17 protein-coding genes and 1 pseudogene are annotated in these 22439 nt (G+C 73.8%); 6 read left to right on the top strand and 12 right to left on the bottom strand.

What is annotated here, in order from left to right; genetic code table 11:
- The 5 genes and pseudogenes from ABTY61_RS34150 to ABTY61_RS34130 form a co-directional block, all read right to left on the bottom strand.
- Positions 1 to 1308 (bottom strand): amylo-alpha-1,6-glucosidase, encoded by a 1308-nt coding sequence (locus tag ABTY61_RS34150; protein WP_350509039.1) that lies wholly within the window; start codon positions 1306 to 1308, stop codon positions 1 to 3.
- Positions 1295 to 2557: an MFS transporter gene (locus ABTY61_RS34145; protein WP_350509038.1), complete on the bottom strand. Its 1263-nt coding sequence runs from the start codon at positions 2555 to 2557 to the stop codon at positions 1295 to 1297. The genes ABTY61_RS34150 and ABTY61_RS34145 overlap by 14 nt, the downstream gene beginning before the upstream one ends.
- A complete protein-coding gene (locus ABTY61_RS34140) occupies positions 2554 to 3774 on the bottom strand; it encodes a zinc-dependent alcohol dehydrogenase (RefSeq protein WP_350509037.1) in 1221 nt (406 codons plus the stop codon). Before ABTY61_RS34140 ends, ABTY61_RS34145 begins: the two co-directional genes overlap by 4 nt.
- Positions 3775 to 3963: 189 nt before the next feature.
- Complete coding sequence (locus tag ABTY61_RS34135) at positions 3964 to 4416, bottom strand: GntR family transcriptional regulator (protein ID WP_350509058.1); 453 nt, start codon at positions 4414 to 4416, stop codon at positions 3964 to 3966.
- Between the two features lie 66 nt (positions 4417 to 4482).
- Positions 4483 to 4677: pseudogene (locus tag ABTY61_RS34130) on the bottom strand (GntR family transcriptional regulator); the annotation flags it as partial.
- A gap of 257 nt (positions 4678 to 4934) precedes the next feature.
- Between ABTY61_RS34130 and deoC the strand changes: the two are divergent.
- Positions 4935 to 5627, top strand: coding sequence for a deoxyribose-phosphate aldolase (gene deoC / locus ABTY61_RS34125; RefSeq protein ID WP_350509036.1), 693 nt, complete (start codon positions 4935 to 4937; stop codon positions 5625 to 5627).
- Positions 5628 to 5645: 18 nt separating this feature from the next.
- Here the strand turns inward: deoC and ABTY61_RS34120 are convergent, their stop codons facing one another.
- Positions 5646 to 6218 (bottom strand): 3'-5' exonuclease, encoded by a 573-nt coding sequence (locus tag ABTY61_RS34120; RefSeq protein ID WP_350509035.1) that lies wholly within the window; start codon positions 6216 to 6218, stop codon positions 5646 to 5648.
- A gap of 94 nt (positions 6219 to 6312) precedes the next feature.
- Entirely contained in the window at positions 6313 to 7275 is a 963-nt protein-coding gene (locus ABTY61_RS34115) for a bile acid:sodium symporter family protein (protein WP_502895475.1), read from the bottom strand.
- Positions 7276 to 7537: 262 nt separating this feature from the next.
- On the opposite strand from ABTY61_RS34115, the gene ABTY61_RS34110 reads away from it, so the two are divergent.
- A complete protein-coding gene (locus ABTY61_RS34110; RefSeq protein WP_350509034.1) occupies positions 7538 to 8419 on the top strand; it encodes a LysR family transcriptional regulator in 882 nt (293 codons plus the stop codon).
- A 238-nt stretch (positions 8420 to 8657) separates the two neighbouring features.
- Here ABTY61_RS34110 and ABTY61_RS34105 read toward each other — a convergent pair whose 3' ends face one another.
- The 5 genes from ABTY61_RS34105 to ABTY61_RS34085 all read right to left on the bottom strand — a co-directional run bounded on the left by ABTY61_RS34105 (position 8658) and on the right by ABTY61_RS34085 (position 18384).
- Positions 8658 to 10079 (bottom strand): extracellular catalytic domain type 1 short-chain-length polyhydroxyalkanoate depolymerase, encoded by a 1422-nt coding sequence (locus ABTY61_RS34105; RefSeq protein ID WP_350509033.1) that lies wholly within the window; start codon positions 10077 to 10079, stop codon positions 8658 to 8660.
- Positions 10080 to 10411: 332 nt separating this feature from the next.
- Positions 10412 to 12127, bottom strand: coding sequence for an allophanate hydrolase (atzF, locus tag ABTY61_RS34100; RefSeq protein ID WP_350509032.1), 1716 nt, complete (start codon positions 12125 to 12127; stop codon positions 10412 to 10414).
- On the bottom strand, positions 12124 to 15771 hold the full coding sequence (uca, locus tag ABTY61_RS34095) for an urea carboxylase (protein WP_350509031.1): 3648 nt from the start codon (positions 15769 to 15771) through the stop codon (positions 12124 to 12126). Before uca ends, atzF begins: the two co-directional genes overlap by 4 nt.
- 61 nt (positions 15772 to 15832) lie before the next feature.
- Positions 15833 to 17530, bottom strand: a complete 1698-nt coding sequence (locus ABTY61_RS34090; RefSeq protein ID WP_350509030.1) for an allantoin permease — start codon at positions 17528 to 17530, stop codon at positions 15833 to 15835.
- A gap of 95 nt (positions 17531 to 17625) precedes the next feature.
- Positions 17626 to 18384 carry a GntR family transcriptional regulator gene (locus ABTY61_RS34085; protein ID WP_350509029.1) on the bottom strand — a complete coding sequence of 253 codons (759 nt, stop codon included), beginning with the start codon at positions 18382 to 18384 and terminating at the stop codon, positions 17626 to 17628.
- Between the two features lie 199 nt (positions 18385 to 18583).
- Between ABTY61_RS34085 and ABTY61_RS34080 the strand changes: the two genes are divergently transcribed.
- The 4 genes from ABTY61_RS34080 to ABTY61_RS34065 are packed head-to-tail and all read left to right on the top strand — an operon-like array spanning position 18584 to position 22434.
- Positions 18584 to 19831: an AAA family ATPase gene (locus ABTY61_RS34080; RefSeq protein WP_350509028.1), complete on the top strand. Its 1248-nt coding sequence runs from the start codon at positions 18584 to 18586 to the stop codon at positions 19829 to 19831.
- Positions 19828 to 20268: a bpX5 domain-containing protein gene (locus ABTY61_RS34075; RefSeq protein WP_350509027.1), complete on the top strand. Its 441-nt coding sequence runs from the start codon at positions 19828 to 19830 to the stop codon at positions 20266 to 20268. Before ABTY61_RS34080 ends, ABTY61_RS34075 begins: the two co-directional genes overlap by 4 nt.
- A 34-nt stretch (positions 20269 to 20302) precedes the next feature.
- A complete protein-coding gene (locus ABTY61_RS34070) occupies positions 20303 to 20722 on the top strand; it encodes a DUF5959 family protein (RefSeq protein ID WP_350509026.1) in 420 nt (139 codons plus the stop codon).
- Positions 20719 to 22434, top strand: coding sequence for a hypothetical protein (locus tag ABTY61_RS34065; protein ID WP_350509025.1), 1716 nt, complete (start codon positions 20719 to 20721; stop codon positions 22432 to 22434). Before ABTY61_RS34070 ends, ABTY61_RS34065 begins: the two co-directional genes overlap by 4 nt.
- The last annotated feature ends 5 nt before the right edge of the window (positions 22435 to 22439 follow it).

The following is a 22439-nucleotide window of genomic DNA, read 5'->3' as shown; positions in this document are numbered from 1 at the left end:
TCAGCCCTCTTCCGTCGACGCGGCCGGGGCGGCGGCCAGGTCCAGGACGAGGGAGCTCCAGCCGAAGGAGCGCGCGCCGTGCCCGGCCGCGTCCTCCGGGCCGTAGCACTCCCGGGTGGTGTCGGAGGCCGCGACGAGTGCGCAGCTGCGCGCCGCGAGCGTGTCGGCCTCCGCCCGGTAGCCGCGTCGGCGCAGGCCCCAGTACAGGTACCAGTTGAGGTTGATCCAGCTGGAGCCGCGGAAGATGGCCCCGGTGCGGAACCCGGGGTCGTAGGAGGGTTCGGTGGCGGCGACACTGGGCACCGGGTGGGGCCGCCAGAACTCCCGTTCGTTCAGCAGGTGTTGCTCGATCACCCGGCGGGCGGCGGGCTCCGGCACCGAGTCCAGGAGGACGGGCAGCAGGGAGCCGGCCGTGAGGATCCCGTCGCGCTTGCCGGCGACCAGGTCGAGGTCGTGGAAGGCGCCGGTGGTCTCGTCCCAGCAGTGGCGCATCAGGGCGGCGCCGATCGCGCCGGACTCCGCGGCCAGCCGGTCCGCGGTGCGCCCGTTCGCTGCGCGCCCGTTGGCTCCGGCCGTCCGCATCAGGCGGGCCAGGCAGGCCAGCCCGTCGGCGTAGACCGTGTTGACGAGCACGTCGTTCCAGACGAACAGCCGCCGCGCGCGCAGCGGGGTCTCCGGTGTGCGGGCGGGGGAGGAGTAGGCGGTGATCAGCGAGCGCATCGCGTCGTGCCAGGCGTCGCGCACCGCGCCCTCGGCGGCCGCTTCGATGCCGAGGGCGCCGTCGTACTTGGGGCTGCTGTCCAGTCCGGACTCGTCGGGCTGGTAGATCTCCAGCAGGCCGGTGCCGGGGCTGGTGCGGTGCTCCCTGAGCCAGCCGAAGAAGGCGAGGGTCGGCGGCAGGACGCGGCGCAGCCAGAGGTTGTCGCCGGTGGCCCGGTACACCCGCTCGACGGCCCGGGCCACCACGGGCGGGGCGATGGTGACGGACCGCCACCCCTCCCAGAGGTCGATCCTGAAGTCCTCGGTGGCCCGCGGGCGCAGGTCGTCCTGCCAGAGGACCATGTGCGGCAGGAAGCCGGTCGGGGTGGCCGCGCTGAGCAGGGAGCGCAGTTCGTCCCGGGCCCGGCGGGTGTCGACGTGGGTGAGGGCGATGGCGTGGAAGCTGCTGTCCCAGGCCCATTGGAAGGGGTAGCTGTCCGGGGAGGGGCAGGTGAAGTCGTAGTGGCGCTGGGCGGCCCGGGAGAATCCGGTGCGGTGGTTGCGGGCCAGGGTGTCGCGGGCCCGGGCGGAGCTCTCAGTGGCGGACATGCGGGGTGGCTCCCGAGGGGGACGCGTCGGAGGGGGCCGGGCGGCGTCGCCCGGTGGCGAGCAGCAGCGCGGCGAGGGGCAGCAGGAGGCCGGCGAGGCCGAAGGCCGATCGGACGCCGAGTCGGTCGGACAGCGTGCCGAGCAGCAGGGGTGCGAGCATGATGCAGGTGCTGACCGCGAGTTGGACGCGGGCCGTGGCCTGGTCGGTGCGGCCCGGGGCCGCGCTCACCGCGAGCGAGAGGGTCAGCGGGAAGAGGTTGGCGACGCCCAGCCCACCGAGGAACAGGCCCAGCAGGGCGAGCCAGTTGGTGGAGGCGAGCCACAGGGCGAGGAACCCGGCGGCGGCGACGGTCAGCGAGCCGGCCACCAGCGCGGCCGAGCGGGCGGTCCGGGCGCCGGCCGTCAGCCGGCTGCCCGCGAGCCGGCCGGCCAGCTCACCGCCGTAGAACAGGGCCAGGGCGGATGAGGCCTGACCGTCCGTCAGATCGGCGGTGCTGGTCAGCAGGGGCGCGGCGTAGTAGGCGAGGCAGAACTCGAAGCCGACGACCAGGCCGCACAGGGCGGCGCGGAGCGGGAACGAGCCGCCCGGTCGGTCGGGCTGCCGGGCCGCCGTCGTGGCTCCCCCGGGGGAGGGCAGGGCGCGTGGGCGCAGCGGCTCCGCGCGCAGTACCGGGTACATGGCGGCGACGGCGAGGGCCGGCAGCACCAGGCACCAGTTCCAGGCGGCCCCGGCGCCGTCCAGGCCGCTGATGACCAGCGGCGCGGCGAGCGCGCTGACGCTCGCCGCGGCGTTGGCCTCGACCAGGGCCCGGGCCCGCAGGGATTCGTGGGCGCCGTGGTGCTCGGCCAGCACCGCCAGGGCGGTGGTCTGCAGCAGCGCCCCGCCGATCCCGCCCAGCAGCGCCGCCGTGAGGGTGACGGCGGCGGAGAGCCCGGTCGCGAGCAGGAGCGAGCCCAGGGCCAGGGTGGTGAGCGCGGACCAGAAGAGCACCCGGTGGTCCAGGCGGGTCCGCAGTCGGCGGAACAGCAGGTTGGTGAGCATCGCGCCGGCGGCGAAGGCGGTGGAGTGCAGGCTCATCAGCGCGTAGGACAGCCGCAGGTCCTGGCGCAGCAGCGGCAGCAGCGGGCCCAGCGCGTAGAGGACGTAGGCGTACACGGCCAGGCCGCCGTAGGCCGTGGCGGTCAGCCGGTCGCGGGCGAAGGCAGGGATCCCCTGGGCCCGGGCGACCGGCGCCGGGGCGGCGGTCACCCGGGTATCCCGGCCTGCTCGGCGAGGGCGCCGGGGGTGCCGGCCCCGGACGCGGTCGCGGCGGCCGAGAGGGCGGGGACGGTCGCGGCGGCCGTGCGGCGCACGTGGTCGAGGAGGACGGACGGGGCCAGCAGTGAGGTCTTCATCGACGCGCCCAGGCCGTACCCGGTGAACGCCTCGCGGACGGCGGCCTCGTCGTCGAGCCGGGCCCGGGTGGTGATCAGCGGGGCGGGGTCGACCAGACCCGATTCGACGAGCCGCAGGGCCACGGCGGTGACGTGCGCGGAGCGGGCCATCGGGAACGAGCGGACGTCGAAGGGGGTGGAGAGCAGCTTGAGGCCCTTGGCCAGGATCATCCAGGTGTTGAGCCGCTGCGGGACGGCCGTCGCGCCGTAGATGACGTACGAGCCGCCGGGGCGCAGCAGGCCCATCGCGATCTCCCGGATGTCCTTGTCCGGGGCGCCGGTCGGCCCGGCGGGGCGCACCGGCGCCGCGATGTGGGGCAGGGCGTCGAAGACGTAGTCCGCGTAGTGGTCGTGGTGCTCGCGCACGTACGCCTCGAGTTCCGCGGCCTGGGTGTCGGTGTTGAAGGCGTGGGCGGCGCCGTGCCGCAGTGCGAGGTCCATCCGCTCGCTGTTGCGGTCCAGCACGGTGATCGAGCCGGCGCCGAGGTGGCGGTGCAGCACCTGGACGGCCAACTGGGCGCTGGGGCCGCAGCCGAGGACGACGCAGGTGTCGCCGGGCTTCGGCGGGTTGAGCAGCAACGAGCGCAGGACGGAGGTCAGCGGCTCGATCACGGAGGCGAGGTCCGAGGGCACGTGCGGCGGCAGGACGACCGCCGCGGCCTGGTCGGCGTCGTAGAAGTTCCGCCCGGTGTACCAGGCCGTCTCGACGCCGGCTCGGCCGGGGAAGAGCGGGCGCAGCGCCCGGTACTCGGCCATTCCGTCGAAGTCGGTCTGTCCCCAGTAGGTGACCCGGTCGCCCGGTCGGACGTCGTCCCGCAGCCGCTTTCCGACCTCGACGACCCTTCCCACGTATTCGTGCCCGGGAATGATCGGCCATTTCTCGGAGAAGAGGTGGCCGCGGAAGTAGGAGACGTCGGTCGAGCAGATCGAAACGGCCTCGGTCTGCAGCAGGATCTCGTCCTCGCGACATTCCGGGTCGGGCACCACGGTGCGATTTATTTCGCCGGGAGAGGACATCAGGTACGCGTACACGGTTTTCCCTCCGCACATTCGTGTCGTTCCACCGCTGGCAGTGGCGGGCCGCATCGCCCGCCGGTTGTTGCAGTCCCCCGTCGGAAATGTCGTTCCGTGCGGTTCGTTCGGCGCCCTTCGTCTGCCCGCGGTCGCGACCCTTCGTCCTCCCGCGGGTCGTGGCGGCGACCGCGCGGCTCGGGGGTCGTCTCAGGATTCGACCTCGAAGGCGACGTCCAGTGCGTACCGGTCGCCCACGTAGCGGGTCCGGGTGAGTTCCAGGGGGTGCTCGTCCTGGTCCGTGATGAGGCGTTCCTCGACGAGCAGGGCGGTGCCCGGGGCCACCGCCAGCAGCTCCGCCTCGCGCTCACCGGCCGTCTCGGCCCGGATGGAGGAGTATCCGCGGGTCGGCGTCCGGCCGAGCCCGGCGAGCGTCTCGTGCATCGAGGCCGTCCGGAAGTCGACCTCCAGCAGGGCGGCGAGGTCCTCGGGGAACACCGCCCGCTCCAGTGCGGTCGGGATCCCGTCGGCCAGCCGGACCCGGTCGATCTCGACGACCTGGGCCGACTTGCGGAGCCGGAGCCGGTGGACCTCCTCCGGCCGAGCCGCCCGGAGAGCGGCCGAAATCAGTCGTGACGAGGGCTTCCGGCCCTGTCTGCGCATTTCTTCGCTGAATCGGACGAGGTTTTCCGCGCGACGGTGCGTCGGCGGTTCCGCGACGAATGTCCCGCGCCCGGAAACCCGGTAGACCAGACCTTCCGTGACGAGCCGCTGAACGGCTGCCCGGGCGGTCATGCGGCTCACCCCGAATTCCTCGCACAAATCCGCTTCCGAGGGGAGCGGGTCGTGTGGTCGGTGTTCGGCGATCCGGCTCCGGAGCGCCTGTTCGATCCGGTGGTACCTGGGCGCGAAATCCGTTTCCAAAAGGGGGCCTCCGAAATTGAGACTACGCCGTCTAGCTGTCTAGTCAACCAGCGTAGACCAGTGCAGAGCGGGACATTCCATGGCGAAAGACATCAATGGCAAGGGGTGTGCAACGTGATTCGCGTCACATTCACCGTGGGCGTGTGCCCCGCCTGGCTGTATAGACAGCTAGACAGGTGTGGGCTACGGTCGGACCGTCCGCGCGGTCGCGCCCCGAGCGGTGCGCCGCGAAAACGCCTCACCCCTAGGACAGGCTCATGGACTCCACCGGCATCGAGGTCCGGCAGCTCGCCAAGATGATCGACCACTCGCTCCTGCGGCCCGAACTCACCACCACCGAGGTCCTGCTCGGCTGCGAACTCGCCGCGACCTACGACGTCGCCGCCGTCTGCGTGCGCCCCGCCGACGTCACCCTCGCGGTCAAGGCGCTCGCCGGCACCGCGGTCGCGGTCGGCACCGTCGTCGGCTTCCCGCACGGCGGCACCACCACGGCGACCAAGGCGGGCGAGGCGGCCGACGCCCTGGCGGCGGGCGCGACCGAACTCGACATGGTGCTCAACATCGGCCTGCTGCTCGGTGGCGAGGACGACGCGGTGCGGCAGGACATCGCGGCGGTCGTCGACGCCGCGGCGGGCGCCGGCCTGACCAAGGTGATCTTCGAGAACGCCTACCTCGACGACGAGGCCAAACTGCGCGCCTGCCGGCTCAGCACCCTGGCGGGCGCGGACTTCGTGAAGACCTCCACCGGCTTCGCGCCCGGCGGCGCGACCCTGGAGGACGTCCGGCTGATGCGGGCGAACGTCCCCGCGCACATGAGGGTCAAGGCCGCGGGCGGGGTGCGCACCCTGGACCGGATGCTGGAGTTCGTGGCCGCCGGCGCCGAACGCTTCGGCGCGACCGCCACCGCCACCATCCTGGACGACCTGGCGGCCCGTCAGGCCGCAGTCTGAACAGGGGAGACGGGGCGCTCAGCTCGGGTCCGGCCAGACGCCCCGCTCGGAGAGGTGGAGGACGAGGCCGGCGATGTTCCAGGCATCGTCCTCGCCGCGGTGGTGGCGGCCTTCGAGCCGCCGCCCGGCGAGCTCCAGGGCCTCCGCCATGCCGGGGCGTCTGCGCAGGCCGTACGCCTCGGTGAAGACCGCCTTGGCGTTGGTGTGGTGCCGGCCGAAGGGATAGGGCGTCCGGGTGGACCGGCACTGCCGGGTGAACTGGTTGCGGTCGTAGTCGCCCCAACTGGCCCACGGGCGGGACCCGGCGTGGTGTTCGGTCGCGAGCAGCCGACACGCCTCGGCGAAGCCGACCCCGCCGTCCACCTCGCCTTGCGTGAGGCCGGTCAACTCCGTGCAGAACCCGCTGACCGTGGAGCGGACGGGACGCACCAGGATCCGGTGCCGGGCGAGGCGCTCCGCGGTGGCCAGGTCGACGACGGTCAGCCCGATCTCGATGATCTCGCTCACCGCGCCCTGCGGTTGGCCGCGGGCCCAGCAGGTGGCCTCGACGTCCACGACGTTCAGGAGCCGCTCGGCCCCGGTACTGTCCATGGCGGGAAGGGTAGGGGCGAGTGGCGGCCGGGGCACCTGGATTTCCTGCCCGCCTCGGTCGTGCGACCCCTGGTCGTGAGGGCTCCGGCGGGCGTCAGGCCTGGGCGAGCGCTTCGTTCGGGCGGCTCGCCCCGGCGGCCGGGGCCTGGGCGGCCGGGGTCTGGGCGGCCCAGCGGCGGGCCAGGACGGCGCAGACCATCAGCTGCAGCTGGTGGAAGAGCATCAGCGGCAGCACCATCAGCCCGGCCGCCGCACCGGGGAAGAGCACGGCGGCCATCGGGACGCCGCCGGCCAGGCTCTTCTTGGAGCCGCAGAAGACGATCGCGATCAGATCACCGCGGTCGAAGCCGAGCCGGCGGCCGCCCAGCAGGGTGGCGGTCAGGACCAGTGCCAGCAACGCCGACTCGGTCACCAGCAGGGCGGCCAGCCGGGGGAGCGAGAGCGTGCTCCACATCCCGCCGACGACGGCGGCGCTGAAGGCGCTGTAGACGACCAGCAGGATCGAGCCGCGGTCCACCAGGGCGAGGACGGCGCGGTGGCGGGCCGTCCAGGCGGCGATCCAGCGGCGCAGCACCTGGCCGACGGCGAAGGGCAGGAGGAGTTGCTCGGCGATCTCCAGCACGGTGCCCGCCGAGACGCCGCCCTTGGTGTGCAGCAGTACGGCGGCGAGCAGCGGGGTCAGGAGGACGCCGAAGAGGCTGGAGAAGGTGGCGCTGCAGACCGCGGCGGCGGTGTTGCCGCGGGCGATCGAGGTGAAGGCGATCGAGGACTGCACGGTGGAGGGCAGCAGGGTCAGGAACAGCAGGCCCTGGTAGAGCTGCGGTGTCAGGACGCTCGGCACCAGCAGGTGGGCGGCTGTCCCGAGCAGGGGGAAGAGGACGAAGGTCACCGCGAGCACGGTGCCGTGCAGCCGCCACTGCTTGAGCCCGTTCCAGGCCTCGCGGGCGGAGAGCCGGGCGCCGTAGAGGAAGAACAGCACGGCGACCCCGCCGGTGGCGGCGTCCGAGACGACCGGGGCGGCGGCGCCGCGGGCGGGGAGCAGGGCGGCGAGTGCCACGGTGCCGAGCAGGGAGGCGATGAACGGGTCGACCCGGAGGCGGGCGCGGCGCCGCAGCAGCGGCCGGGCGCGCAGGCGGCCTGTTGGGCGGGATCGGGGTGGGGCTGGGGCTGGGGCTGGGGCGTTCGGGCCGGGCATGGTTCTCCGCGCTGGTGGTTCGGCTGGGACGGTCTCAGCCTGACGCGCGTTCGGGTGATGGTGAATCCTGCTGGTCGCACTCACTGTCATCATGATTCGTGATATCAGCGGATAGGGTGGCCGGATGTTCGATCCGGTGCAGTTGAGGTCCTTCCTCGCGGTGGCCCAGACCGGCGGCTTCACCCGCGCCGCCCAACGGCTGGGCCTGCGGCAGTCGACGGTCAGCCAGCACGTGCGGCGGCTGGAGGAGGCTGCCGGGCGGCGGTTCTTCCTGCGCGACACCCACTCCGTGCAGCTCACCGGCGAAGGCGAGGAGATGCTCGGCTTCGCCCGGGCGATCCTGGAGGCGCACGAGCAGGCGCTCGACCACTTCGCGCGGACACAGGTGCGCGGGCGGGTGCGGTTCGGCGCCTCGGAGGACTTCGTCCACACCGAACTGCCGCAGATCCTGCGGGGCTTCCGGCGGCGCAACCCCCAGGTCGACCTCGAACTCACCGTCGGGCTCAGCGCCGTGCTCCACGAGCAACTGGCCGACGGGCGGCTCGACCTGGTGCTCGGCAAGCGCCCGCCGGGCGGCGACTCCCAGGGCCGACTGGTCTGGCAGGACCGGCTGGTGTGGGCCGCGGCGGAGGACTTCCGGCCGGACCACCCGGCGGAGCCGCTGCCGCTCATCGTCTACCCGCCGCCCAGCATCACCCGGGCGCGCGCCCTGGCGGCCTGCGAACGCGACGGCCGACCCTGGCGGATCGCCTGCACCAGCACCAGCCTGTCCGGGGTCAGGGCCGCCGCGCTGGCCGGCCTCGGCGTGGTGCCGCACGCCCGGAGCCTGATCCCGTCGGGCCTGCGGCCGCTGCCCGACCAGCCGGGCCTGCCGGACCTGGGCACCACCGACTTCGCCCTCACCACCGGACGCACCACCGCCCGCGGCCCGGCCCGGGTGCTCGCCCAGGCCGTCCTCGCGGACGCCTTCCGGCTGCAACGCACCCCGGAGCGGGCGCAGTCCTGACCGCGCGGGGGGCAGTCGGCACGGTCACCGGAGCGCAGTCGGGCCTGTGCCCGGATGCCACCGGCACGGGATGCTGCCACCGGAGTTGACGTTCCACTGCTGGCCGGCGTCGCCCTTGCAGTCCCACAGTCGGGCCTGAGTGCCGTTGGCCATGGCGCTCACGCGCAGCGGCTCAGCCGCGAGGCCGAGGAGAACCCCCTCCTCCGGGAGGGGGAGGAAGTCAAGCGGCTCTCCCTTGTCACGGCTGTTCGCGCTCACTGCTGTTCGCGTTCACCGCGGTGTGCGGTGGGGTCCGACCGGCCGAGGGCCGGCCGAGGGCCCACTGCTGGTTGGTGCCGCCGTTGCAGGACCAGAGCTCGACCGGGGTGCCGTCGGTGGTGGACCCTCCGGTCACATCCAGGCACAGGCCGGACTGGACGCTCGTGATCGTGCCGTCGGAGTTGACGTTCCACTGCTGGTTGGCCTGGCCGTTGCACGACCAGACGATCGCCCTGGTGCCGTTGGCGGTGCCCCGGTCGTCGGCGTCCAGGCACAGCACGCTGCCGCCGACCGTGAGCGTCAGCTCGTTCGACGGGCTGTGCGTCCAGGTCTGCTCGGCCCCGCCGGTGCAGCCGCGGATCTGCTGCTGAGTGCCGGGCGTGGTGCTGGAGTTCGGGTTGCTCAGGCAGCTGCCCGCGCCCACCGCGCGCAGCGCACCCGTGCCGGCGGGGGCGGTGCGGCTGCCGTCCAGCCCCATGAAGTGGATGGCGGTGGCGGCCATCGGCGTGCCCTGGACGGGCAGTTGGTGCCCGGCCCCGGCGATGCTGTACGTCTCGACCTGGGTGGTGCCGGAGCGGTCGGCGTACCGGCTCCGGTTCCAGTTGGCGGCCGGGGTGTCACTCGAGGACGGGGTCTGGCCCACTCCGAGGACGTTCGTCCACTGCTTGGTCTCCTCGCCGAGGTCGCGGTGGTTCAGGATCGGGTCGGCGGTGCCGTGCCACAACTGCACGCGGGGGCGCGGCCCGGTGTAGCCGGGATCGGCGCCGCGCACCAGGTCGCCCCACTGCTGCGCGGCCATCGAGACCTGACCCCCGGCGCAGGGGCCGTTCCAGCCGCGTACGGTGCCCGTGTAGAAGCAGTGGTAGGGCACGCCCATGAAGGCCGCGCCCGCCTTGAACACGTCCGGGTAGTCGGCGAGCATGACGTTGGTCATCATGCCTCCCGAGGACTCGCCGGTGACGTACACGGCGTTGCGGTTCCCGCCGTAGTGCTGCTCGGTGTAGGTGATCATCGACATCAGCCCGACCGGGTCGCTGCCGCCGTTGCGCCTCAGCGCCTGGTCGGAGGAGACGTCCCAGCAACTGCCGCCGGGGTTGGTCGAGGGGTAGACGACGATGAATCCGTACCGGTCGGCCAGTGCTCCGAAGTCGGTGCTGGAGTACAGGTAGGGCCCGGAGCCCTGGCAGCCGTGCAGCGCCAGCAGGACGGGCGGGTTGGCCTTGACGCCGTTCGGCACGTACACGTACATCTGCAGGCCGGTCGGGTTGTCGCCGAAGTCGGTGATCCGGGTCAACGAGGCGGCACCGGCCTGGGGGGCGACGGACAGGCTCACGCCGAACGCGGCGCCGATCGCGAGGAGTACGGCGAGCAGGCGGGACTTCAGGTACCGGGATCGTGGCATGGGACCTCTTCCTCTGCGGGCTGGTGACGGCGGCGGCGGTCGAGCAGGCGCCCCGGCTGTCGGCAAGGGTTCGTCGGGCGTTGTGAGCGCTAACAATCTTGCCGAGCCTGCGGCGGGCCTGCTCGTGTTTCGGCCGTGTTTCGGAGTGATGACGTTGCATCAGTGGCCGCGACCTGTCAAGGAATGGTCGGGTTCCATCCCGTCGTCCTGGTGATTCGGCCGATCGGTTCGATCCCGAGGGTGAAAGTTTCACCGTGACGGCGACGTGGCTCCACCGGTGAGAACCCGTCCTCATGGACGGGGGAACCCCGCCGCTGGCACCGTCCGTCCGGTCAGGATGCGATCGTCGCGAGGTAGCTGCGCCAGTCGCCGTGGTGGGTGATGTCCGCTCCGGTGGACGCGGTGTGCGGGTCGCACTGGAAGCCCAGCACCCAGCTGCCGTCGGCGAGTTCGATCCGGCCCAGGGACATGGGAGCGGGCAGGCCGGCCAGGAGGCGGCCGAGGGCGGCGGGTGAGAGGGTCCAGCGTTCCCCGGTGATCGGGCCCCCGGCGCCCGGGCCGACCCGGACCAGGCCGGGCTTCGGCGGGACGGTGGTCAGCGCGGTGAGCCGGTAGGCGGCCGTCGTGGTGACCTCGCCCGCGTAGCGCGCGCCGGTGTCGGTGAGCTGCCGGTTGAGGGGCTGGCCGCGCAGGTGGGCGCCGAAGACGGCGAGGTCGACCCCGGTGCCGGGCAGGGGGGTCGGGGCCTGTTCGCCGGTGAGACGGGCGGCGATGTCGAGCGCGGGCTGGTCCTCGAAGGCGCGGGTGATGACGCTGACGCCGAAGGGGCTGCCGTCGGCCTCGCCGGCCGGGACGGCGACGGCGGCGAGGTCGAGGAGGTTGACGAAGTTGGTGTAGGTGCCCAGGCGGGAGTTGACGGTGACGGGGTCGGCCTGGACGGCGGCGATGTCGGGGTGTTCGGTGGTGGTCGGCAGGAGCAGCGCGTCGTAGCCGGACAGCAGCCGGCGGGCGATCCCCTGGTAGCCGTCGAGGCGTTCCTGGTCGGCGGCCAGGGCGTGGGCGGGCAGGTCGGCGGCGGCGAGGATGATCCCGGCCACGGTGGGGTCGGCGGCCGACGGGTCACGGGAGATGAACTCGCCCACCGCGGCGTAGCGTTCGGCGACGAGCGCGCCGTCGTAGAGGAGCCGTGCCGCCTGGAGCAGGGGCGAGACGTCGATGACGGTGGTCTCGGCGCCGGTGGCCTCCAGGTGCTTGACGGCCGTGTGGAACGCGGCCCGAGCCTCCGGGGAGAGCGGTGCGAGGTCCGCGTCCCCGGGGATCGCGATGCGTGGGTGCTCCGGGGCCGACAGGCGGACGTCGTCCGGCCAGCTGCGGCTGAGCGGATCGCTCTCGTCGGGGCCGAGCATGACGGCCAGGGCCCGTTGGGCCTCGGTGAGGGTGCGGGCGAAGACGGTGACGGCGTCGTAGGAGCGGGCGGCGGGGACGACCCCGGTGGTGGGGACGAGCCCGAGGGTCGGCTTGACGCCGACGATGCCGTTGAGGGCGGCGGGGACGCGGCCGGAGCCGGCGGTGTCGGTGCCGAGGGCGATGTCGGCGATGCCCAGGGCGACGGCGACCGCCGATCCGGAGCTGGAGCCGCCGGAGATCTTCTCGGGGCGCAGCGCGTTGCGGACGGGGCCGTAGGGGCTCCGGGTACCGACCAGGCCGGTGGCGAACTGGTCCAGGTTCGTCTTGCCGAGGACGAGCGCGCCCGCGTCCACCAGCCGCTGTACGGCGGGTGCCGAACTGCCCGGCGTGTAGGCGTAGTCGGGGCAGCCGGCGGTGGTGGGCAGGCCGGCCACGTCGATGTTGTCCTTGACGGCCACCACCGTTCCGGCCAGCGGCAGTTCGGCCCCGGCGGCGATGCGCCGGTCCAGTTCGCGGGCCTCCGGCAGGACGTCGGTCTCCGGGCGCAAGGTGATCCAGACCTCGGGCCGGTCGGCTTCGGCGATGCGCCGGTAGGCGTCGGTGACGCGCTCGGCGCAGCTGACGGTCGGGGCCTGGGTCATGCGGATACCTCTTCCTCGACGGTTTCTGCTTCTTCGACGGTCTCTTCGACGATCTCTGCGGCGGTCTCTGCGGCCGTCTCCCTGACGACGGCCAGCGGGGCGCCGGCGTCGATCTGCTGGCCGGGGGTGACGAGGACGTCGGCGACGACGCCGCCGGCCGGGGCCCGGACCACCACCTCCATCTTCATGGCTTCCAGCACGAGCAGCGGCTGGCCGGGCGAGACCAGGGCGCCCGGCCGGGCCTCGACCTTCCACACGGTCGAACTGAGCGGTGCCTCGACCAGGACGCTGCCCGGTTCGAGGGTCAGGGCGGCGGCGTCCTGGACGACCGGGTCGGGTGCCTCGCGCGGCGCGAACTCGCCCGCCTTCTCCCACGCCTGGCGCTCCGCCTCGAAGGCGGCCGCCTGCCGGGTGCGGAAGGCCTCGATGCTGTCGGCGTTCTCGCGCAGGAAGCGCTCGTGCTCGCCGAGGGAGAAGGTGCCGGGACGGATGTCCAGCGCGGTGCGTCCGGCGGCCAGGTCGGCGCGGACGTCGAGGAGTTCCTCCGGGCTCACCGGGTGCCAGACGATGCGGTCGAAGAAGCGCAGCAGCCAGGGCTCGCCGTCCGCGAAGGAGCGGGGTGGGCGCAGCCCGCCCCAGACCGGGACGGTGCGGCCGATGAGCTGGTAGCCGCCGGGGCTCTCCAAGCCGTAGACGCACAGGTAGGCGCCGCCGATGCCGACCCCGCCCTCGGCGGTCCAGGTGCGGGCCGGGTTGTACTTGGTGGTGACCAGGCGGTGGCGCGGGTCGAGCGGGGTGGCGGCGGGGGCACCGAGGTAGACGTCGCCCAGGCCGAGGACGAGGTACTGGGCGGCGAAGACGGCCTGCCGTACGGCCGCCACGCTGTCCAGGCCGTTGATGCGGCGGATGAACTCGAGGTTCGACGGGTTCCAGGGTGCGTCGTCGCGGACCGAGGCCGTGTAGCGGGCGATGGCTTCCTGGACGGTGGGGTCGTCCCAGGAGAGCGGGAGGTGGACCTCCCGGCTGGGGACGGTCAGGTCGGCGGTCGCGGGGAGCTGGTCCTCCGCCTCCTGGAGCAGGCCGAGGAGGGTGCGCAACGGGAGCGCGTCGGGATCGGTGTGCAGGTGCAGGGATCGCACGCCGGGAGTGATGTCGACCAGCCCCGACGGGCGCAGGGCGCGCAGGTGCTGGGCGAGGGCGTGGACGCGCATCCGCAGTGCCAGGTCGAGCGTCATCGGACCGTACTCGACCAGGAGGTTGTCCTCGGCGCCGCGCCGGTACGTCACCTCGGGGGTGGTGTCGGTGGCCGGGCGGCGGGCGAGGACGCCGTCGTCGCCGTCCGGGTCGCCGCCCGTCGGCAGGATGGGCAGGGCGGGGGTGCGGCGCAGGACGTCGGCGGTCGCCTCGCTGACGGGGACGAAGCGCACGGTGTCGCCGGGACGCAGCTGTCCGGTCTTCCAGCGGTCGGCGCGGACGATGGTGACGGGGCAGGCGAAGCCGCCGAGGCTGGGGCCGTCGGGGCCGAGGATGGCGGGCGTGTCACCGGTGAAGTTGACCGCGCCGACGGAGTACGCGGTGTCGTGGACGTTGGAGGGGTGCAGTCCGGCCTCGCCGCCGTCCGGCCGGGCCCATTCGGGGCGTGGGCCGATGAGCCGTACGCCGGTGCGGGCGGACTGGGCGGAGACCTTCCAGTCCGTCCCGTAGACGGTGCGCAGGCCTTCGCGGGTGAGGAAGTCCGGTGCGGGGTGCGGGCCTTCGCTGACCGCGATCCGCCAGTGGGTGGCGAAGTGCGGGCGGTCCGCCGCCGGCACCGCCGAAGGGGCCGGGGCGTCGGGGGCGGGCGCCGCCGGGCGCAGGACGTCACCGGCGCGCAGGGCCCGTCCGGCGTGCCCGCCGAAGCCGCCGAGGGTGAAGGTGGCGGCGCTGCCGAGGTGGTCGGGAGTGTCCAGGCCGCCGCGGACGAGGACGTAGGTCCGCATGCCGGGGCCCTTCGGGGTTCCTACGTCCAGCACCTGGCCCGCCGTCAGCTCCAGTGGCCGCCACTGCTCGACGGGCTGTCCGTCGACCCGGACCTCGGCCGGTGCGCCGGTCACGCAGACCACCTGCGGGTGGGAGAAGCGCAGGGCCGCTCCCTCCAGCGTGCACTCCAGGCCCGGCGCGCCCTCGGGGTTGCCGACGGCGGTGTTCCCGAGGCGGAAGGAGCGGTCGTCCATCGGGCCGCCGGGCGGGATGCCGACCTCCCAGTAGCCGGTGCGCCCGGGCCAGTCCTGCACGGTGGTCTGCGCGCCGCCGCGCACGACGTCGATGCGCGGACGGGGATCGGTGATGCCCGCGAGCGTGGCGGTGGTGTGCACGGCGGCCCGCACCTCGGGCGCCCGGCAGGCCGCGCGGAGCAGGCCGAGGTTGGTCTCCACGCCGTCGATCCTGGTGTCGGCCAGGGCCTGCGCGAGGCGGTCCAGGGCCTCGGCGCGGTCGTCGCCGGTCGCGATGATCTTGGCGATCATGGGGTCGTACGCCGTGGATATCAGCTGCCCGGTCTCGACCCAGCCGTCGACGCGGACGCCCTCGGGGAAGCGGACCCGGGTCAGCAGGCCGGAGCTGGGGCGGTGGTCGAGGACGGGGTCCTCGGCGTAGATCCGGGCCTCGACCGCGTGGCCGCGCGGGACCGGTTCGTGGAGGAAGCCGGTCTCGCCGCGGGCCAGACGCAGCATCCAGGCGACGAGGTCCACGCCATGGGTCTCCTCGGTGACCGGGTGCTCGACCTGGAGGCGGGTGTTGACCTCCAGGAAGTACGCCTCCTGGCGCGCGGGGTCGTGGACGAACTCCACGGTGCCGGCCGAGCGGTAGTCGACCGACGCGCACAACTCCCTTGCCGTCGCGTGCAGTCGAGTTCTGACGTGGAAGGGGAGGTCCGGTGCCGGGGCCTCCTCCAGGACCTTCTGGTTGCGGCGCTGGAGCGAGCAGTCGCGGTCGCCGAGCACGGCGATCCCGCCGGCGCCGTCGCCGAAGACCTGCACCTCGACATGGCGGGCGCCGTCCACGTACCGCTCCAGGAACACCCCGCCGTCCCCGAAGCTGCCCTGGGCCAGCCGGGTGACCTGGGTGAACGCCTCCCGCAGCTCCCGCGGTCCGGCACAGGCCCGCATGCCGATGCCGCCCCCGCCGCCGGTGGCCTTGAGCATGACCGGGTAGCCGATCGTCTCCGCCGTGCTCAGCGCCGCCGCCTCGTCGGCGAGCAGCCCGCTGCCGGGCAGCAGGGGCACTCCGGCGGCGAGCGCGGCTGCCCGGGCGGTGTGCTTGGCGCCGAAGACCTCCAGCTGGGCCGGGGTCGGGCCGATGAACACCAGGCCGGCCGCCTCCACCGCGGCGGCGAAGGAGGCGTTCTCGGAGAGGAAGCCGTAGCCGGGGTGGACCGCTCCCGCGCCGGTCGCCAGGGCGGCCGCCAGGACCAGGTCGGCGCGCAGGTAGCTCTCGGCGGCGGGCGCCGGGCCGAGCCGTACGGCCTGGTCGGCCATCCGGACGTGCGGGGCGGTGCTGTCGGCGTCGGAGTACACCGCCACCGTGCGCAAGCCGAGGGCGTGGGCGCTGCGCAGGATGCGGCAGGCGATCTCGCCGCGGTTGGCGACGAGCAGGGTGTCGAACACGGGGCGGCTCCTCCGGAGCGGGCGTCGGGGCGGCGCGCGGTGCGCCGCCGGTGCGTCGGGGTCAGACGCCGAGCGGCTGTGCGGGCTGTACCGGCTCTGCGGGCAGTACGTGGTCGCCGACCTTGTCGGTGCTCAGGCACAACGAGCAGACGATCGCCTCATGGGTGTCACAGGCGGTCAGGTCGGGGCGCTCGTAGGGCTGGTGGCAGACGTGGCAGTCGAGGACGACCGCGCTGGGATTGCCCGCGGTGTCGAGCAGGGGCTCGTCGATGCCGTCGCCGGAGCGGCGCAGGTAGTACCTGCCCCTGGTGACGACCGCCATCAGCGGGGTGAGGACGAAGGCGATGACGGCGGCGGCCACCGGCGAGTACGGCTGGAGGGTGTCGCCGAGGGCGTGGAAGTACATGGCGATCGACAGGCCCGAGGCGGCGACGAAGGCCACCACGCCCACCGGGTTGACGGCGTGCAGCATCCCGCGGCGGAACTCGGGCTGCAGCGGGGAGAGCTTCAGCAGGTACTTGTTGACGCCGATGTCGGTGGCGACGGTGACGACCCAGGCGATCGCGCAGTTCGAGTAGAAGCCCAGGATGCTGTTGAGGAAGCTGAACATGTCGGCCTCCATCAGGGCGAGCGCGAAGCCGAGGTTGACCAGGACGAAGACCATCCGTCCGGGGTAGTGCCTGGTGACCCGGGTGAAGGAATTCGTCCAGGCCAGCGAGCCGGAGTAGGCGTTGGTGACGTTGATCTTGATCTGGCTGATCACGACGAGGGCCACGGCGAGCGGGACGACCAGCCAGGACGGCATCATCGCGTCGAAGGCGCCCTTGAACTGCTGGATCGGCTCCGGGGCGGCGGCCGCGCCGACCTCGGTGAGGATGTGGACGGCGAGGAAGACGCCGATGGCCTGCTTCAGGGCGCCGAGGACCACCCAGCCGGGGCCGGCCATGATCACGGCGGTCCACCAACTGCGCTTGTTGGACTCGGTCTTGGGCGGCATGAAGCGCAGGTAGTCGATCTGTTCGCCGATCTGCGCGATCAGGGACAGGCAGACACCCGCGCCGAGGAGCACGGCGGCGGTGTCGACGCCACCCCCGCCGCCGGTGCCGCCGCCCGCGCCGCCGGTGCCCGGGTAGGAGAGGAAGCGGTCGACCGTGCCGGGGTCGTCGGCGATCAGGTAGACCAGCGGGGCGACCATCAGCACCAGCCAGACCGGTGTCGTCCACACCTGGAGCTTGCTGAGCGCCTTCATGCCGTAGATCACCAGCGGGATCACCATCAGCGTGGAGACCGCGTAGCCGAGCGGCAGGGGCAGCCCGAGGCCGAGCTTGAGGCCCTGGGCCATGATCGAGCCTTCGAGGGCGAAGAAGATGAAAGTGAAGCTGGCGAAGATGACGCTGGTCAGCACCGAGCCGTAGTAGCCGAAGCCGGCGCCGCGGGTGATCAGGTCGAGGTCGATGTTGTAGCGGGCGCCGTAGTAGGCGAGCGGGAAGCCGGTGACGAAGATGACCGCGGCAGCCACGGCGATCGCCACCAGCGCGTTGCCGGTGCCGTGGGCCAGGCCGATGCCGGCGCCGATGGAGAAGTCGGCCATGTAGGCGATGCCGCCGAGCGCGGTGGTCGCCACGACCATCGGGGTCCAGCGGCGGTAACTGCGGGGCGCGAAACGGAGGGTGTAGTCCTCCAGGGTCTCCTTCGTCGCCTGGCTCTTCTCGGCGTCGGGTGGTGTGGTCGTCGTCAGACGTGATTCGGCGGTGCTCATGGTCAGCCCTTCCGGGGTGCGGCGGTGCCGGGTGTGGCGGTGCCGGGTGTGGGGTGCGGCGGTGTCGGGTGGTGACTGCCGGGCAGCCAGGGGATTCAGAGGCGGTCGGCGTGCAGGGCCATCTGGGACATGGCGCGCCGGGCCCGTTCCAGCACCACGGCCATCGAGTCGCCCACATGGGCGTGCAGGGCCCGGTAGCCCTCGTCGAGACGTCCGTCGCGGACGAGCTCCATGATCTCGATGTGCTCGGAGACGGTCGTCTCGACCCGGTCCCGGGTGAGGAAGTCGTACATCCGCACCTGGCGGATGCGCTCGCTGACCGCCACCAGGGCGTCGGTGAGCGCGGGGTTGCCGGAGGCGCGGGAGAGCTCGGCGTGGAAGCGCTCGTCCTGCACGACGAACCGCGGGTCGGGCACCGGCGGGCTCTCCCGCATCGCGTACCAGCGGTCCAGCTCGGCCGTGATCACCGCCGGGTCGTGCCTGATGGACGGGTCCTCGATCGCCCGCGCGACACCGCGCAGTTCCAGGGTGACCCGGAGCTCGTAGAAGTCCTTCAGCCGCGTCAGGTTGGGGATGGTGACGAAGAAGCCGCCGTCCCCCCGCTCGATCAGCCCGTCGGACGCCAGCCGTGCCAGTGCCTCGCGCACCGGGGTCCGCGACACCCCGAACCGGGCCGCCAGCCGCACCTCGGCCAGCCTCTCGCGCGCACCGAACCCGCCGTCCAGCACGGCCGCACGGAGCTTCGTGTAGACCGTCTCGCGCAGTGCGGGTGTGGGCGTAACCCCCTTAGCCGGTACGGCAGTCGGTGTGGCAGCCGGCGCGGCGGTCGAGGGCGTATACAGCTGTGCATCCATGAGCGGACACGCTAGGAACCGCTTGTTTCCCCGAGAGCCCGCGCGGCGTGAACGGCTCGTTACCGGAATCTCACCGTCGAATCCGCCCCGGCCTGCCGATCGATCAGCGCGCAGGCGCAGGCGCAGCAGGTGGCGGCGGCGGGCCCGGTCGGGAACCCGCTGGTGAGCGGCGCGCGGGCCACCGTAGACTCTCGTACTCGTGACCCAGAGCAGCCCCGCCGCCCCGATACCCGCCCCCGCCATCGCGCCCACTGCCGACGCCGAGCTCGTCGCCGTCGCGGTGGCCGCCGCCGGGCGGGGCATGGTCGGCCGGGAGGCAGTGGCCGAGACGGTGGTGCTGTGCGCCGTCGCCGGGGAGCACCTGCTGGTGGTCGGCGCGCCCGGGACGGCCAAGTCGGAGGCCGTCCGGCGCGTCGCGGCGCAGCTCGGCGGGCGGTACTTCGAGTACCTGCTCGGCCGCTTCACCGAGCCCAACGAGCTGTTCGGCCCGGTCGACCTGCGCCGGCTCCGCGAGGGGCGGGTCGAGTTCGAGACCGCTGGGATGCTGCCGGAAGCCGAGATCGCCTTCCTGGACGAGGTGTTCCTCGGCTCGACCGCCGTCCTGAACACCCTGCTCGGCCTGCTCAACGAGCGGGTCTTCCGGCGCGGCGGCACCGTGCTCGCCAGCCCGCTGCGGATCTGCGTCGGCGCCGCCAACCACCTGCCCGAGGACCCGGCTCTGGCGGCCTTCGCCGACCGCTTCCTCGCCCGCGTCTTCGTTGAACCCGTCGCCGACGCCCGCCTGGAGGAACTCCTGGAGTCCGGCCGCCGCCCGGCCGCGCCCGTCGCCGCCGGGGACCTGCTCGGCGCCCTCGACCGGCTGACCGCCGCCGCCCGCGGCTGCGACCTCGACGCCGTCACCCCGCTGCTGGCCACCGCGCTGCGCCGGATGCGCTCGGCGGGCATCCCGGTCAGTGACCGGCGGGCCGTGCGCTCGCAGAACCTGGTCGCCGCGGCCGCCGTCCTGGACGGCCGTACCGCCGCCTCCGCCCGCGACCTCTGGGTGCTCCCGCTGATCGCCCCCACCGCCGACACCCAGGCGCTCGCCCGGGAGACCCTCGCCGACCTGATCGACCAGGCCGCCAACCGCAGCCTGGCGCACACCGCCGAGGAACTCTCCCGCAGTACCGCCGCCCGCGCCGAACGCCTCCAGCGCACCGGCGCCGCGCTGCTCGCCGAACACGCCGAACACGGCGGAGGTGGCGGAGGCAGCGAAGGCGGCGAACACGCCGAACGCGGCGGACTGCCGGGCGGTCAGGACTCCCGGCTGCGGCTGGAGGCCGTGTTGCGCGAGATCGACGCCGGCTTCGACCCGGCCGACCTGCCGGCGCCGCTGGCCGGCGTCCGCGCCGGACTGGTCGCGGCGGTCGCGGCGGTTTCGGCGGTCGCGGTGGTCGCCCCCTCGTGACCGGTGCCCCGCTCCGCTGGGAGCGCCGTGAACCACCGCTGGAGCCGGTCGCCGTCCTCGCCCTCGGGGACGCCGTCCCCGCTCTCGCGGCCGCGACGCGGTCCCGACTGGCGGCCGGGCACCGCCTCGCCGTGGCAGCCGACGGGGCTGCGTTGCTGGTCCTGGGCGAGGCGCGGGACCTGCCCTGGGCCGACGGCGCCCGCTACCTGGGTGCCGACGGCGGGGTGCTGGTGCCCACCACGGCCCGCCCGCTGCCCGCGGCGGCCCTGTGGCGGGCGGCGCTCGGGGCGGCGGACGGGCAGGTGTGCGTCCTCGTCCCCGGTCACGCGCTGGTCGGGGACCGGCCGGTGACGGGCTGCGATCCGGCGGGCCTGGACGGCCTCGGGGGGCCGGGTGCCGGTGGTGTGCCAGGCGTTGAGCGAGTGTGTGAGCAGTGAGGACCGGAGCAGTGGAGCGGCACGGAGTGGAAGCGTGAGCAGCAAAGAGGCGGCCGAGGCGGTGGAGCTGGTCCGCCTGGCCGACCGGGAGAACAGCGTCGTCATCAGGGTGCTGGGCCGCGGCGGGTCGGGGGAGCTCGAGGCCGAGGTCCTGGTGGCGAGCACCTTCTGCAACGGCGGGCTGCCGCTGCGCCTCTCGCCCGCGGACCTGGACGACTGGGCGGCGGCCCTGGACCAGCTGGCGCGCGGCCGGGACGCGTGCTGGATGACCGACCTGCGCAACCCCGAGATCAACATCGAGTTCAACACCCAGTTCGCGGTGCCGCTGGTCACCGTCGAGGACGTGCGGGGCTCCGGGACGGCCATGGCGGTCCCGGTGGACCTCGCGGACGGCTGGGTCGAGGAGCAGCACGAGCGGCTGGCCCGGGTGCGCCGAGGGTGGCCGGCACAGTGACGGCTCGTGGGGCGGGCGGGGCGAGCGGCCGGGACGTGACGGCCGCCGCCGCCATCGCGCCCTGGGCCGGGACACTGTCCGCGCTCACCCCCGAACTCGCCACCGCGCTCGGCCCGTTGCTGCGCCGCCTGGACGCGCTGATCGGCACGCGCGAGCCCGTCACCGGGGCCGAGGGCGAGCCGGACGGCTACGGCGGCCTGGCCCGCGGCCGCCGGCCGGAGCGGCTGCTGCCGTCCGAGTGGCTGCTCGCCGAGGAGTTCCCCGAGGAGTTCCTGCGCCGCTGGAGCGAGGGCGAACTGCTCGAACTGGAAGCCGAGTTGCGCGACACCGTCAGCCGCGGCCAGGTGGTCGCCCTGGTCGACGCCGGGCCGGCCCAGGCGGGCGCGGCGCGGCTGGTGCAGCTGGCCGCGCTGCTCGTCCTGCACCGCCGGGCGGCCGCCCGGGGCACCGAGCTGCTGGTCGGCGTCCTGGGCGACCCGCCCGGACGGCTGATCGGCGGCGACCTCGCCGAACTGCTGCCGCGCTGGCTCAAGGCCCGGCAGCACAGCGACCCCGACCCGGAGGACGTCCGGTACGCGGAGCGGGCGCTGGACCCGGCCGCGCAGTGCTGGCTGCTCACCTCGCCCCGGCTGGCGGCCCGGCTGCCCGCCCGGCGGCGCACGGTGGTGTGCGAGGAGACGGGCTGGAGCGCGGCGGGCGTCGCGCGGGTGACCGTCCGGGTGGACGGCGCACCGGCCGTCGAACTGCCGCTGCCCCCGGCGGCGGTCGCCGTCCGAGCCCTGCGCGGCAGCGGCTTCCGGGCCTCGGCGCAACTGGACGCCCCACTGCCCGCCGTCGGCGGTGCGCTGCCCGCCTTCACCGGCAGCGCGGCCACCCTGCTCACCCGGGGCCGGACGCCGGGCGTGCTGATCGCCCTCGACGTGAAGGCCAGGGGCGCCGTGGACGGAGCCGCCCGGCCGCGCCGCCACCAGCTGCCCGGCCAGGTGATCGCGGCCGGGCGCACCAGCGGGCGCCTGCTGGTGCTGTACGTGCGGCACGGACGGCTGGCGCTGCACGTGAGCGGCCGCGCGTTGAGCGGCTCCGACGACTACCGGGTCGAGCCGGCGGCGCTCGGCCTGCCCGAACCCGGCTCCGCCGGGTTCGCCGAGCTGATGGCCCGGCCGGTGCTGCCACTGCTGCGAGAGGGGGAGGACCTGGTGCTGCCGGTGACCGGTCAGTGGCGCCGGATCCAGCCCGGAGGCCTGGTGAGCACCGACGGACCGGTGGTCTCGACCGAGGACGGGCGGCCGTTCCGGCACGCGCGGGAACCCCGGCTGTCGCCCGTCCCGCTGCCCGCCGAGGCTTCCGGGGCGCCGCACCTGGTGCACGGCGCCGGCGCCGTCGGCTGGTCCGAGGACGGGCGGACCTGGGAGGTCCGCCCGGCCAGGGGTGAGAACCGCCGGATCCACCTCGGGGAGGGGGAGGCCGAGGTGATCGGACTGGTCGAGGACGGCCTCGAACCCGTCCTGATCACCTGCACTCCGGCCGCCGGGCTGGTGCGGGCCGTCCGGGCCGACGGCAACCGGACGCTCACCGCGCTGTCCGGCGGCCGGACCGAGCCCGCCGTCCACCCCCGGCTGCCGCTGATCGCCGCCGAACCCCGCCCGGGCCGGGTGGTGGTCGCGAGCGCGGTCGACGGACGCGCCCACGCCGTGATCAGGAGCACCGACTGATGCGC

The sequence above is a fragment of the Kitasatospora sp. NPDC096128 genome, assembly GCF_040303105.1.
GTDB lineage: Bacteria > Actinomycetota > Actinomycetes > Streptomycetales > Streptomycetaceae > Kitasatospora.
The sequence above is the reverse complement of the archived record's forward strand: the minus strand, read 5'-3'. Positions and strand labels throughout refer to the sequence as shown.